The sequence below is a fragment of the Piscirickettsia litoralis genome (assembly GCF_001720395.1).
Lineage (GTDB): Bacteria > Pseudomonadota > Gammaproteobacteria > Piscirickettsiales > Piscirickettsiaceae > Piscirickettsia > Piscirickettsia litoralis.
The window spans coordinates 2,408,616-2,421,391 of record NZ_MDTU01000001.1; the positions used below are offsets into that span (position 1 = coordinate 2,408,616).

General features: G+C 39.7%; 16 protein-coding genes, 1 tRNA gene and 1 pseudogene. 10 read left to right on the forward strand and 8 right to left on the reverse strand.

Annotated elements, in window-relative coordinates:
- Window positions 1-355 precede the first annotated feature (355 nt).
- A pseudogene (locus BGC07_RS23665) lies at window positions 356-1,810 on the forward strand (amino acid permease).
- A gap of 31 nt (window positions 1,811-1,841) precedes the next feature.
- Here the strand turns inward: BGC07_RS23665 and ftsX are convergent.
- Window positions 1,842-2,807, reverse strand: a complete 966-nt coding sequence (gene ftsX, locus BGC07_RS12000; protein ID WP_069313308.1) for a permease-like cell division protein FtsX — start codon at window positions 2,805-2,807, stop codon at window positions 1,842-1,844.
- Entirely contained in the window at window positions 2,761-3,456 is a 696-nt protein-coding gene (locus BGC07_RS12005; protein WP_069313309.1) for a cell division ATP-binding protein FtsE, read from the reverse strand. Before BGC07_RS12005 ends, ftsX begins: the two co-directional genes overlap by 47 nt.
- A gap of 133 nt (window positions 3,457-3,589) precedes the next feature.
- On the opposite strand from BGC07_RS12005, the gene BGC07_RS12010 reads away from it, so the two are divergent.
- A tRNA-Ser gene (locus BGC07_RS12010) sits at window positions 3,590-3,680 on the forward strand.
- A gap of 7 nt (window positions 3,681-3,687) precedes the next feature.
- On the opposite strand, the gene BGC07_RS12015 is transcribed toward BGC07_RS12010, so the two are convergent.
- On the reverse strand, window positions 3,688-4,188 hold the full coding sequence (locus BGC07_RS12015) for a hypothetical protein (RefSeq protein ID WP_069313310.1): 501 nt from the start codon (window positions 4,186-4,188) through the stop codon (window positions 3,688-3,690).
- Between the two features lie 160 nt (window positions 4,189-4,348).
- Here BGC07_RS12015 and BGC07_RS12020 point away from each other — a divergent pair, with 160 nt between their 5' ends.
- The 5 genes from BGC07_RS12020 to BGC07_RS12040 all read left to right on the forward strand — a co-directional run bounded on the left by BGC07_RS12020 (window position 4,349) and on the right by BGC07_RS12040 (window position 8,428).
- Window positions 4,349-4,933 (forward strand): GNAT family N-acetyltransferase, encoded by a 585-nt coding sequence (locus BGC07_RS12020; RefSeq protein ID WP_069313882.1) that lies wholly within the window; start codon window positions 4,349-4,351, stop codon window positions 4,931-4,933.
- Entirely contained in the window at window positions 4,926-5,498 is a 573-nt protein-coding gene (locus BGC07_RS22385) for a hypothetical protein (protein ID WP_069313311.1), read from the forward strand. The genes BGC07_RS12020 and BGC07_RS22385 overlap by 8 nt, the downstream gene beginning before the upstream one ends.
- A complete protein-coding gene (locus BGC07_RS12030; protein ID WP_077216884.1) occupies window positions 5,444-5,920 on the forward strand; it encodes an aminoglycoside phosphotransferase family protein in 477 nt (158 codons plus the stop codon). The genes BGC07_RS22385 and BGC07_RS12030 overlap by 55 nt, the downstream gene beginning before the upstream one ends.
- A gap of 123 nt (window positions 5,921-6,043) precedes the next feature.
- Window positions 6,044-7,141 carry a glutamate 5-kinase gene (proB, locus tag BGC07_RS12035; RefSeq protein ID WP_069313313.1) on the forward strand — a complete coding sequence of 366 codons (1,098 nt, stop codon included), beginning with the start codon at window positions 6,044-6,046 and terminating at the stop codon, window positions 7,139-7,141.
- Between the two features lie 33 nt (window positions 7,142-7,174).
- A complete protein-coding gene (locus BGC07_RS12040; RefSeq protein ID WP_317135127.1) occupies window positions 7,175-8,428 on the forward strand; it encodes a glutamate-5-semialdehyde dehydrogenase in 1,254 nt (417 codons plus the stop codon).
- 8 nt (window positions 8,429-8,436) lie between these two features.
- Here the strand turns inward: BGC07_RS12040 and BGC07_RS12045 are convergent, their stop codons facing one another.
- Entirely contained in the window at window positions 8,437-9,069 is a 633-nt protein-coding gene (locus BGC07_RS12045; protein ID WP_069313314.1) for a LysE family translocator, read from the reverse strand.
- A 44-nt stretch (window positions 9,070-9,113) separates the two neighbouring features.
- Window positions 9,114-9,545: a VOC family protein gene (locus BGC07_RS12050; RefSeq protein WP_069313315.1), complete on the reverse strand. Its 432-nt coding sequence runs from the start codon at window positions 9,543-9,545 to the stop codon at window positions 9,114-9,116.
- A 335-nt stretch (window positions 9,546-9,880) separates the two neighbouring features.
- On the opposite strand from BGC07_RS12050, the gene BGC07_RS12055 reads away from it, so the two are divergent.
- The 3 genes from BGC07_RS12055 to BGC07_RS23360 are packed head-to-tail and all read left to right on the forward strand — an operon-like array spanning window position 9,881 to window position 11,200.
- Entirely contained in the window at window positions 9,881-10,318 is a 438-nt protein-coding gene (locus BGC07_RS12055) for a Spy/CpxP family protein refolding chaperone (protein WP_069313316.1), read from the forward strand.
- A gap of 26 nt (window positions 10,319-10,344) precedes the next feature.
- Window positions 10,345-10,977, forward strand: coding sequence for an amidohydrolase family protein (locus BGC07_RS12060; RefSeq protein ID WP_069313317.1), 633 nt, complete (start codon window positions 10,345-10,347; stop codon window positions 10,975-10,977).
- 28 nt (window positions 10,978-11,005) lie between these two features.
- Window positions 11,006-11,200, forward strand: a complete 195-nt coding sequence (locus tag BGC07_RS23360) for an amidohydrolase family protein (protein ID WP_069313318.1) — start codon at window positions 11,006-11,008, stop codon at window positions 11,198-11,200.
- A 45-nt stretch (window positions 11,201-11,245) separates the two neighbouring features.
- Here BGC07_RS23360 and BGC07_RS12070 read toward each other — a convergent pair whose 3' ends face one another.
- The 3 genes from BGC07_RS12070 to BGC07_RS19510 all read right to left on the reverse strand — a co-directional run.
- Window positions 11,246-11,707: a copper chaperone PCu(A)C gene (locus BGC07_RS12070; protein ID WP_069313319.1), complete on the reverse strand. Its 462-nt coding sequence runs from the start codon at window positions 11,705-11,707 to the stop codon at window positions 11,246-11,248.
- A gap of 92 nt (window positions 11,708-11,799) precedes the next feature.
- Complete coding sequence (locus BGC07_RS12075; RefSeq protein WP_158006932.1) at window positions 11,800-12,342, reverse strand: superoxide dismutase family protein; 543 nt, start codon at window positions 12,340-12,342, stop codon at window positions 11,800-11,802.
- Window positions 12,343-12,426: 84 nt separating this feature from the next.
- Window positions 12,427-12,776 (reverse strand): energy transducer TonB (locus BGC07_RS19510; RefSeq protein ID WP_158006933.1); only part of this gene is annotated, 350 nt, incomplete at its 5' end.

Here is a 12,776-nt window from a genome sequence, read left to right on the forward strand (position 1 = left end):
CGCTTGCATCGATGAAGCCTTTTCGATACTATGAAGAATCAATAGATTCTGTATCACTTATATAGTAGTAAGAAAAGGCTTTAATGATGAGAAGGAAGTACCTGAAAAATCTCAGTGTAAATAGCATGTTTGCTATTGTTTCGTACCCTGTTTGTTCTAACGCTGTTGTTTCTGCTTCTTTTCATCATTCCTCTTTGCATCGACACCATCATTGCTGATCTTATAGCGCGCTTATTTTAAGCAGTTATCTCCTGATTTTTAATTTGTTTATTTTTTAGTTGTTGCAGCTGTGATCAGTCTACTTACATAGGCTTTTTACGCTCACCATCGATTTTTTGTTATTAAGGGGTGTTGTATGGAAACGAGTCAAAAACTCAAACGAAACTTAAAGCCTCGTCACTTGATTATGCTTGCATTGGGTGGGACGATTGGAACCGGTTTATTACTAGCAAGCGGCGGCGCTGTGTACAGTGGTGGGCCAGGAGGTGCCATACTGGGCTATTTGCTTGTTGCTGTTATCGTGTTGTTTGTGATGACAAGTCTTGGAGAGATGACCGCTTTTTCGCCAACCACAGGGTCTTTTTGTGATGATTCGGCTAAATATGTTGATAAATCCTTTGGTTTTGCCATGAGTTGGAATTATTGGTTTAACTGGGTATTTGTTGTCGCATCGGAAGTGATTGCGGCGGGTTTAGTCATGCAATTTTGGTTTCCGCATGTTGATGTCTGGATTTGGAGTGCTTTATTCTTCTTTTTGATCTTGGGAATTAATCTTGCAGCGGTAAAGCTATACGGTGAAGTGGAATACTGGATGGCCTTTATTAAAGTTGCGACCGTGATTATTTTTATTGTGGTTGGCACCTTGATGGTTTTTGGTTTGGTAGGATCTCAGGGAAATGTTGGCTTTCACAATATTACGCTAGGCGATGCACCTTTTCATCAGGGCTTGTTTGGTTTTTTTAGTGTGTTTTTAATAGCTGGCTACTCATTTCAGGGGGTAGAGCTTATGGGAGTGGCTGCAGGAGAGGCGGATAACCCTAAAAAAAGCCATCCCCAAAGCCGTGAAAACAGTGTTTTGGCGTATCGTATTATTTTACATTTTGGCGATCGCGGTAATTAGCTTTTTAATCCCTTATACCGATTCTGGCTTAGTCAATGCACATTCTAGTGTTGTGAGTAGTCCTTTTACGATTGTCTTTGAAAATGCAGGCATTAAGTTTGCCGCATCGATTATGAACCTTGTGGTTATTACTGCGATTTTGTCTGCTGCGAATGCGAGTATGTATACCGCTTCACGGGTTTTGTGGCACATGAGCAAAGCCAAAGAGGCTTCAGGGGCCTTTCAACAGGTTAATAAGCAGGGTGTGCCTATTATCGGTGTTATCGCAACAGCTCTGATGAGTGTGGTTCTTGTTCTTGCATCGACTTATCGTGGCGGGCTGATTTTTAGCTGGTTGGTGAATATGGTCAGTTATGCAGGTTATATCGCTTGGTTTGGGATCTGTTTGAGTCATTATCGTTTTCGCAGGGCCTATACATCACAGGGTAAAGATTTAGCTCAACTTCCTTATCGCTCACGTTGGTTCCCCTTTGCGCCTTTATGTGCGATGGCGTTAATCATTGTTATTCTGATTGGTCAAGAAGTTATGGTAATCGTGAATGGTGAAGCCAGTTTGTCAGGTTTTTCATTAATTATTGTGGTATTATTCTTTTCTTTATCTTAATTGTCGCGCATAAATCCGTTAAAAAAACTAAGCTTATTCCGTTAAAAAGTGTTGAGTTGACAGAAGAGCCAGCGACTGCTGTTTAAAGCTTGGTGAAGTCATTGTGCTAAATACTGTTTAGCATAACTGTAATTTTTTTAGGTAGTGTCGGGTGGTGAGCCAGGCACTGGCTAAACTTAACAGTACGCTGATGATGAGTAAGATTAAAGCTTCTAAAATATTAATATTTTGCAGGCCCATTTGGCTATAATAGAGGCTGGAAAAAGAGTCTGCTGGGGATTTTAACCACCAATAAGTTAATTGGATAATCAGTAGACTTAATAGTGCGCTAGTAAAGCCGTAAAATGCACCTAAATAGAGATACGGGCGCTGGATAAAAGCTCGGGTGCCGCCTAAAATCGCCATAATGCGAATTTCATCACGACTTTGATTGAGCAGCAATCTTAAACTGTTATAGATAATCAAAGTTAAAGCGAGACCCAATAATAAGCTCACGCTAAAAAATATACGTTTACTGAGTGTTGCAAAACGCATTAGGCGTTCGGCCCAGGCGAGGTCTAATTGAATAGATTCGACATGATCGAGCTGAGAAAGTTGTTTGGCTAAACGAGTAAGCTGGTGTTGTTCGATAAAGTGATCTTGGGGTTCAACGACATACACCCCTGGCAATGGGTTTTCTGCGAGTGATTCAATGGCAAGCTGAAAACTGGAAAAAGCTTTAAATTCTGCAAGTGCTTCTTTAGGTCCGATATAGTCAATGCGTTTTAGATTTGGATTTTTCTCTAATTGATTGCCTAAAGCTTCAATTTGTTGCGCACTTGCATTTGTTTTGGTAAAAACGGAAATTTGTGTGGTGCCAGTGAGAGAGCTTTGTAATGGACTGATATTTTTCAACAATAAAAACAACATAACCGGCAAACTTAAACCTAGCGCAATAACACAGTTGGTAATAATAAAGCCCCAAGGGTGTTCGGCAAGCTTAGCAAGACTAAGCTTGCAGGCAACAAGCTGGAATTTGCACCATTGCCAAAGCCCGTTACTCTGAGGCTGATATTGCTGGCTTGATTTGGTTCTTTTCGTCACTGACTAAAGCTCCTTGCTCAAGGTGAAGTATGCGTTGCTGGTGCTCTCGTACTAGATCAATGTCGTGAGAGGCGATAATAATCGTCACGCCTGTTTGGCTTAAGGTGTAAAATAATTGCATGATTGAGCGCGCAAGTTCTGGATCTAGGTTCCCTGTTGGCTCATCAGCAAGAATAATGCTCGGCATATTGGCGAGAGTTCTGGCAATATTAATGCGTTGCTGCTCTCCTGCTGAAAGCTCACGCGGCATCAGCTGACTTTTCTTCGACATACCAACATGACTTAAAGCAGCACCTACCCTGGCCTTTAATTCTTTATGATTAATGCCAGCCATAATTAATGGTAGGGCGACATTATGAAAGACACTGCGGTCATAAAGTAAAATAGGGTCTTGCAATATCATTCCAAGCTTACGGCGATAAAATGGCAGATCACGATGAGGAATACGAGCGACATTGCGCTTATCGACAATGATTTCGCCTAAGGTCGGTAGTTCGATATGGGCAATGAGTTTAAGTAGAGTGCTTTTGCCGGCACCAGAATGGCCGGTGAGAAAGGCAAGTTCACCTTGAGCGAGCTTGAAGCTGACTTTATTTAAGCCAACTCGCTTACCCGGGTAAATCTTGCTCACTTGATGAAACTCGATCATAGCGCCTCCTGAGTTAAGCATGGTAAAGAGACGGCTGATGGTCAATATTCTGGCTATTCTTAAAGGTGTGCGATAAATTTCAAAAACAACTTCACATTTGTGAAAGATTAGGGTAATATTCTGATTCCTGAACGGAGGGATGGCAGAGCGGTTGAATGCACCGGTCTTGAAAACCGGCAAGGGTTAATAGCCCTTCCAGGGTTCGAATCCCTGTCCCTCCGCCAGTTTTCGTTATAGTTGATTATGAAACTCTAGTGCGCTTTCAGGTTGTCGAGTCCGCTCTTGGTGTGTATTACTATGGAAAATCGTGCTATTTCCTTTAATACTACAAAAGTCATCTCTGCGTTTAATGATTTTTGAGAACTCTAATGCAATATTATCTGGACTTTTTCTTATTGTTGAACGGCCCGCATAGTGATCTGTTTCAACTCCTGTATTAAGAGCTTTGTTAAGCAATTTTGTCGCGTTTTTAGTAAATGAGGATCTAGGACTTGCTACTTTGGAAAGTGCAATTATAAGCACAGAGGCGCACTCTTTTGGGGTTGCCAAAGGGTTGGCTTGTGCATAAGAAAGCAAGTGTGTGGCTAATCTTCTATTTTCTGTTCTGGAAGTATCTCTGGGTTTAGGCCCACAGTTTTCTAAATAATTTTTAGCAAACTCTCCTAGTACCTCTGGAGTAAGAGAGTTTAAATTATTTTTTTCTACTTTACTAAGAATGCTTTCAAACTTCATGAGTTTATCCTAATTTTTGTTAGTTTTATTCGTTTCTTTACTCTAAGGAAATATACATTTTTTGCTATGTAAAAAATAATTTTGTTTTATGTTATATGAAGTTGTAATGATTCAATTAAATATTGGTTTATTGCAATTGAAAGCATCAAAGGAAAATGTTATGAAAGTGCTAGAAACAAACCGACTTATCCTGCGCACCTGGCAAGAAAGTGATCTTGATAAAATGTATCAGATTAATCAAGACTCTCGAGTGATGGAGTTTTTTCCTGCTAAGCCTGATAGGGTAGCAACTGAAAAATTTATTGTGGGAGCAAATGGCCAGCTTGAAAAATTAGGCTATACGCTTTATGCCGTTGAGTTGAAGGAAAATAGAGAGTTTATTGGCTTTATTGGTTTAAGCCTAGCTGAGTTTGAGTCGCACTTTACTCCTGCAGTTGAAATTGGTTGGCGTTTAGCCTTTGATTATTGGAATCAAGGTTATGCAACGGAGGGAGCGTTGGCTGTATTAGAGCATGGCTTTATGAATTTGAATCTTGAAAAAATCGTTTCTTTTACTGCAAAATTAAATACACGCTCTTGGCGGGTGATGAAAAAAATTGGTTTGAAATATGATAAAAAAGATGATTTCTACCATCCTAATGTCGATAAAAATGACAAACTGTGTTTGCATGTGCTTTATCGATTAACTCAAGTTGAGTATTTAAAGCTGAAAGGTTGTGATCGCAATAGGTGGAGCTATGAGTGATACTTTATATAATAATATTACTCAACTATTTAGTGAGAAAGGCAAGCTATGGTTAGAGAGTTTGCCTGGTATTATTAACGATTTGAAAAATGGTTGGGGATTGTCTGACTTAGTCCCTGTTAATAATATGACATGGAATTATGTTGCTAAAGGGGTTAGATGTAAAAATGGCAAGGAAGAAAAAATAGTGGTTAAGATCGCTTGTGATTTTTCTATTATTGAAAGTGAGATTTTAGCATTGAAGTACTTTAATGGTCAGGGGATGGTTAAACTATTAGATCACCATACTCACCATACTCACCATACTCACCATACTCACCATACTCACCATACTCACCATACTCACCATACTCACCATACTCACCATACTCACCATACTCACCATACTCACCATACTCACCATCATGCCTTACTGCTAGAGCAAGCTGAATCAGGTGAGTCTTTGCTGTCGATTGAGCCTAATGATTATGAATACATCATTGATAGTTATGTTGAGGTGGTGGAAAACCTTTGGAGGCCATTTCAAAAAATGGTAAAGAATTTAAACATATTGCTGATTGGTTAGTTGCAATTGATAAGGCAAGTTTTGATAAAATACCAAAAATTTTATTGAGTAAAGCAAAAAAATTAAAGAATAATTTATTGGGCTCAATAAAAGAAGAAATTGTTTTGCATGGCGACCTTCATCACGATAACGTGATTCACCATAAGGATCGCTGGTTGGCGATTGACCCGAAAGGTGTGCTTGGTGAGCGCGAATTTGAAGTGGCTGCCTTTAATTTTATTCATCAAAGTGAACTTTCTCAAGAAAATATTAGTGAGTTATTTTTGTATCGTGTTGATCGATTAGCGAACAGACTGAATTTAGACTCTCAGCGCATTGCTGATTGGGTCTTTGTCCGATTGGTTTTGGCAGTATGCTGGATGGTAGAAGATAATAATGATCCGACTCGGTTTATCAAGTTGATTGAGCTTTATGGGTACTAATAAGAAATTAAAGTGATTGCACTTGATCGCAGAGTTTAAGCGTATATCATTCAGCTCTTTGTCTATCTTGCCTTGGCGCACACCATATGCTCTACTGGGACTCTAGTTTCAATAGGAGTAGGTATGCGTGAGAATATTATAAAAGCAGCAAAGCGAGTCATTATTAAAGTTGGAACTTCACTATTGGTTAAAGATAATAAGTTGCAGACTTACTTTATCACTCATTTGGCCCAGCAAATTGTACAGTTAAGAGCACAAGGCAAAGAGTGCGTTGTTGTGACCTCTGGAGCGGTGGGTTTAGGGGCTGAGCTAAATCAAAAGCGCAAAACGCTTAATCGAACAGAACAGCAAGCGCTCGCTGCCATTGGCCAAAGTCGCTTGATGCAGGCTTATGACCATATCTTTGCTCAAAATGATTTGATGACCGCTCAAATGCTAGTGACGCGAGATGACATTCAAAATCGCCATAACTATGTTTCTATTGCCAATACATTAAAGCAGCTGATTAATTGGAATATTACCCCTATTATTAATGAGAACAATGCCATCTCAATCGAAGCGACGGCCATTGGTGATAATGATACTTTGGCAGCTTTGATTGCGAGTCAAGCTCAGGCGGACCTGCTGGTGCTACTAACGAGTGTAGATGGGTTAATTGATTATAAAAACAATCAAGTGATTGAAGTCGTGACGAATATTGACAAAGAGGCTTCTGAGCTGGTGCGTCAAGAAAAAACTTCGCTGGGCACGGGGGGGATGGCAACGAAGTTGCAAGCGGCGCGTATTGTGAATGAATCAGGAATTGCGATGTTAATTGCGAATGGCAAGCAACCTCATGTGATGACGGATTTATTGCAGGGAATCAATATTGGGACACTTTTTTGTCCGAGAAAAAAGAGTTTATATGGTAAAAAGTCATGGATTGCTTTTGGTGCAGATTGTAAGGGTGAGATTCATATTGATCGTGGTGCACAGGCGGCGGTGTGCCAACGTGGTAAAAGTTTATTAGCTTCAGGCGTGACGCAAGTGGTACAGAACTTTTCTCGAGGGGATACTGTGGCGCTATTTTGTGAGGGGCAGATGATTGCTCGGGGTATTGTTCATTATTCATCATCAGAGCTTGAACAAGTCAGAGGTTGTCAGGTGAGTCAAATCGATGAACGATTCTCAGGTGAATTGCCTGCAGAAGTGATTCACCGTGATAACTTAGCGTTATTGTAATGTATATTTAAAAATAATATGAGATGCGATTTAATGATGGAAACCAAAATTCAAGAGCTTGCCAGGCAAGCGAAGCAGTCAAGCTATCAGCTTGCTACATTAAGCACGGAAGTGAAAAATGATGTGCTTAACTCTCTTAGAAAAAATCTTATTAATCATAGTGAAAATTTATTAGTAGCGAATAAAAAAGATTTAAATTACGCAAAAGATCAGGACCAAAGCTCTGCCTTTATTGATCGGTTAACTTTAAATCATGATCGTATTATCGCTATGGCTGATGCTTTGACTACCATCATAGAGTTAGAAGATCCAAATCAGCGTATTCTTGAAAGCCAGACAATAAGTAATGGTTTAATCCTAGAGAAAACTTCGACGCCTTTGGGAGTGATTGCGATGATTTATGAGTCTCGCCCCAATGTGACGATTGATGCTGCAGCATTATGTTTTAAGTCGGGCAATGCTGTGATCTTAAAGGGAGGTAAGGAGGCGATTCACAGTAACCGTGCTTTACACCGTGTGATTGTCGAGGCTTTAAAAGAGCATAGCCTGTCAGAGGTGTGTGTGCAGTTTATTGATCATACCGAGCGCGCAGCAACGCATGCCCTATTGCAGCAAGTTGACTTTATTGATGTGGTGATTCCTCGTGGAGGCAAAAACTTAATCAAAGCCATTACCGAACAAAGCCAGTTGCCAGTGATTAAGCATCTGGATGGTATTTGTCATATTTATATTGACCAAGCGGCGGATATGGATATGGCCGAACAGATTATTATTAATGCGAAGTGTCAGCGTCCAGGTGTCTGTAATGCGATGGAAACTTTATTGATTCACCAAGATATTGCCAAAAAGGTGTTGCCTCGCTTTGTTGAAATGTTAAAAGAGCAAGGAGTGCGACTAAAAGGTTGCGAGCAAAGCTGTAAAATTATTTCAAATTTAGAGCAAGCGAGCGAAGAAGATTGGTCGACCGAATATTTAGACTTAATTTTGTCGATTAAAATTGTGAAAAATACTAATGCGGCAATACATCATATTAATTATTATGGATCAGGACATTCGGATAGCATTGTGACTGAGGATAAGGGCTGTGCAGAGCAATTTTTGCAACAAGTTGATTCTGCTGCGGTGTATCATAATGCCTCAACACGCTTTACCGATGGCGAGGTATTTGGTAAGGGTGCTGAAATTGGCATTAGCACCGATAAGCTTCATGCACGTGGGCCGGTGGGGTTGAAAGAACTCACTAGCTATAAATACCTTATTCGTGGTACGGGGCAAATACGAGATTAATGAATGGCTTAACGGCTTAATAGAGCGAGCTTGATTCCAAAGCCAATAAATAAGCTGCCACTGATGCCTTTTAGCCAAGATTTGCTGCGAGGGGCGTTGAGTCTGTTTTTGAATTGCCCAGCGAGGGCAACCACAAGAATAAACCAGCTGGCGACGATGAAGGCATGGAGGCTACCTAGAACCAAGCTATCTTTGAGCAAAGCTGAGTGGTGAACAAATTGTGGAAATATTGCTAAGTAAAATAAGATAATCTTGGGGTTAAGTAAGTTGGTGAGTAGGCCTTTAACAAAGTTATTGCACAGGTTCTTAGCCTGTTTCTCGGCTGATATTGAAGTGTTTGTATGGAGTCTTGTTTTAAGAGCGCTGTGTAGGTTTGTTGCGCCTAGCCAGATGAGGTAAGCCACACCCAGCCACTTTAGAATATTAAAAGCAAGACTTGATGTGGAAAATAGGTAGCTTAAGCCAAAGGCTGAAATAGAGGCATGGATATAAAAGGCGAGAGTGATGCCAAAGATATTTGCATAGGCTTGCTTTTTGTCTTGGCTTAAAGAGGTTTGTAGAATAAGCAGTGCGTTTGGGCCTGGAATAATTGCCAGAAAGAAGACGAGGCTGGCGAAAGTGAGAATGTCGGCAATAGACATAACAAAGCTCCAGGCGGTTATAAACGGCTAGCTAGTTGTATATTTTAGTTTAACCACTCTGCAAGCTCAATCACGACGCCCTCGGGGCCACGGATATAAACGAGTTTGCGGCTGTTGAATGTCATGATATGGCTGAGTATTTTGATCTTCTTAGTTTTTAATGTTTCGACGACCGCTTCAATATCTTTAACCCCAAAACATAAATGGTTGTAGCCAAGCTTGTCCAAACGGCCGATATGTGGGTCAGTTTGTGGCTCGGGGCTATAGAAGTACAGCAATTGAATTTCAACGTTAGCTGCCTGGTGCTTTAGGGTAACGTGTTGAGCTTTGAGGTTTTTTATGTCCATAAAGGTGGAAAAGGGTTCGCCTTCAATGACTAAATCATGAGTGGTTTCAAAACCCAAAATTTGGAAAAATTCTTTAGCACTTTCTAAATTGGTCACGGCAATAGTCAGATGGTCATAACTTTTAATCATTTTATTGATCACTCTTATGTGTTTTTCTCCATGTTACAGGATGTCGTAGAGGATGAGAAGTTGAATGCTAGGGTGCTATAGAGTAACCGTATTGAATTGGCTGAAAATGTAAAAATTTGGGTATATATGGCAGGTAAAAGCAAGGGAGTGAAAAACTGAAAAATAAAATAAAATTTTATGTTGGCTGCTTATCTTGTTGTTGTATCTTTAGTGCCATATTGCTTTATCTTTGGCGTTTCAGGTTATGAATAAAGGCTAGAGAGCTGAGGTAATAGACTAGCTATTCTTATGAGCTGATTTAAGCTTAAATTTAAACTTAATATAGGGCGAAAATAATGAAAAAAGTATTTTTTATGGTTTTTTTATTGGCAAGTATGTTTGTATGCACAGGAGCATTTGCTGCTTCTCCTTTAACTTCGTCATTCACTCAAAGTGATCGTTCGATGCCGCCCCTATTGAGCCTTTTTCGCCAATTACAACTAACAGTGCCGCAGCGGCAGCAGATAATTGGTATTATTCGGGGGCTTCGGGAGAAGAACTATGCCAAAATTGAAGAGTACAATAAAAATAATAGCAAGTTGCTCCACTTGACTCTTAGTGATAAGTACTCGTCAAAAAACACGCAAGCCATTGTTGAGAAACAAAGCAAGCTCTTTGAAGTTATTGCATTAAATCAAGTACATGCTAATAGAAAAATTTATGCTATATTAACAGATGAGCAAAAACAGTCGCTTAAAGATCATGCCGTATTACTTCAGTTAATTGACTCTTAAAGAGGAAAAATTAGAGGGTGCTGAACATGAAAATTTTTGATAGCCATAACCATATATGGGAATGCAAAGGGGAGCATTTTTCCTGGATTACAGAGGAGATGAGTATAATCAAGCGAGATTTCTCGATCGATGACCTCCTTATGCTATCAGAAGAAAATAATGTTCAATATAACCTATTAGTACAGGCTGTGCCGGAAGTTTGGGAGACGGAAAAATTACTCGCTGTTGCGGAGCAAAATGAAAGGATCGCTGGAGTCATTGGTTGGGTTGATGTGGCTAAGGGCCGTGCTGTTATTGCAGATATAAAAAAATTGATCGAGCAAAGCGATAAATTATGTGGCATTCGTTATATGTCCCAAGGGATTGTGCCTGAGCATCTTATCCAGGAAAAGTTTGTTGAAGGTGTGCGAAGTGTTGGCCAGCTTGGTCTTATTTATGAGTTATTAGTGAACGAAAGTCAGCTTGAGTATGTTGAGAAGCTGATAAGTTTATGCCCAGATGTACTGTTTGTGCTTAACCATATTGCAAAGCCTGATATTAAACAAGGGAGAATTAAAGCATGGAGTAAAGCCATTGAAAATATTGCGCGTTTTCAAAATGTTCATTGCAAGCTTTCTGGTATGGTGACAGAAGCTGATTTGAAAAATATGGAAACCTGAGGATATTGCGCCTTATATCGAGACGATTATGAATAACTTTGGTGATGAGCGGGTTATGTATGGTTCAGATTATCCAGTTTGCTTGCTAGCAGCAACATATCAAGATGTGCTTAAGCTAGTCGTTTCTTGGTTTAATAGTAACCCTCAATTTTCAATGGAAAAAGTGTTGTTCAACAATGCTGAATCTATTTATTTAAATAGAGAATATAGTAATAAGAAATAGCATAATATCAGGGCATCAACATAGATTACCCCTAATATTCTTAAATTAAGTGATTATAGTCTTTAGCCAACTGCCATCTTTAAACTCTATGAATAATGGGACTGGCTCTTTATTTGTCAGATCTTTTTTAAGGTTGATGAGCATAATGTGATCTTTATTTTGGTTGAGTGCAAGTGTTTCGTGTGGCGCTAAGGTGATATTATTAAGTTGTTTCATAATGGCCCCATCAGTTTTATGCAGTTGTATTATCTCAGCAACAGGGCTGTAAGCTGAAATAATTTCATGGGACTGGTCACTGTTATTACTGATAAGGGCAGTAACAGCAACATTGTCGTGGACTTTTAAGTTTTGATTAGCAATGCGTACTTTTTCTACCGTAACAACTTTTGCGGCAACTTGCCCTTCTTGTTTAAGAGCAACTTGGTAATCTTTGGAGGTAGCAAAGCTGGTCAGTGCAAATGCTAGGCTTGTTGATAGAATTATTGCTTTGTTAAGGGTTTTAAGCATAATAGCGTCCTTATCTTTTAGTCTTTATTTGTTCTAAAAGTCACTATAGCTTGGCTGATCAATAAGAATCAAGCCATTTATTATGAGAGCTGTTATTGGGTGAGATTGTAATTAATAGTACCACAAGCGATCGGTTTACCGCCTGATTTGTTTGTAATGCTACTATAGTACTTTCCACCAAATTGGTGAATAACGATAGAGCGACCGGGCAGATCTGCGAGCTTTAAGCGCGGCGCTAGCACTGGAAGCTCAGCGTGATGATTAATGACGGTAAGGCTGGGCAGATCACCTACGGGCGCGTTGGGGTCATAAGGTCCAGTTGCATGTTGTGTTGTATTCTTTTGATGGTGGTGAAAATGCTTACCCGCAGCTTTGCCTTGGTGATCACATGAAGCAACTTGATGAATGTGCCAAGCATGGATTCCATTAGGGAGATAACTTAATTTGGGTGTGAGCAGCAAGCCAAAAGGAGTATCAGTGGTTGTTACTGTGCCTAAATACTTTTTATCCTGATCCTCTAGACTATAAATGCTAAAAGTGATTGATTTGACTGTTGTAAGATAGCTATCTGCATGGGCAAGTCCTGTCACCGGAAAGCTTAGGACAATAAGAGCAAGTAATAAGACTTGATGCATTGGTTTCATTTAAAATGGCAAGTGTCAATTTCAGTGGGCGGATAAGGGGTTGCTTGCAATAATTGTTCCTGGTTTATTTTTATTTTAAGTTTCAAGGTGGTATTGAATCGGCAAAGTAAACTTTTGCGGCTGATGAATGTACTGGCTGGCTTGAGTAAAGGGGACAGAAGCTTTCATGGTGTCAATTGCGGCTTGATCTAAGCGCTGGTAGCCGCTTGATTGAGCAATATGTAAATTTTCTATGATACCAGAGGGGAAAAGCTTAAAAGAAACATTAACATTACCTTGATTACCAAGCTCTTGGGCAATCTCTGGGTAAATCTTATGAGCGTTAATAACCTGATTTAAATAGATAACCAGTTTATTTAAAACATCACCTGAAATGGCTTGAGTTGCTGCTAATGTATTTGTATGGCGAATGTTTTTAAGTTTTT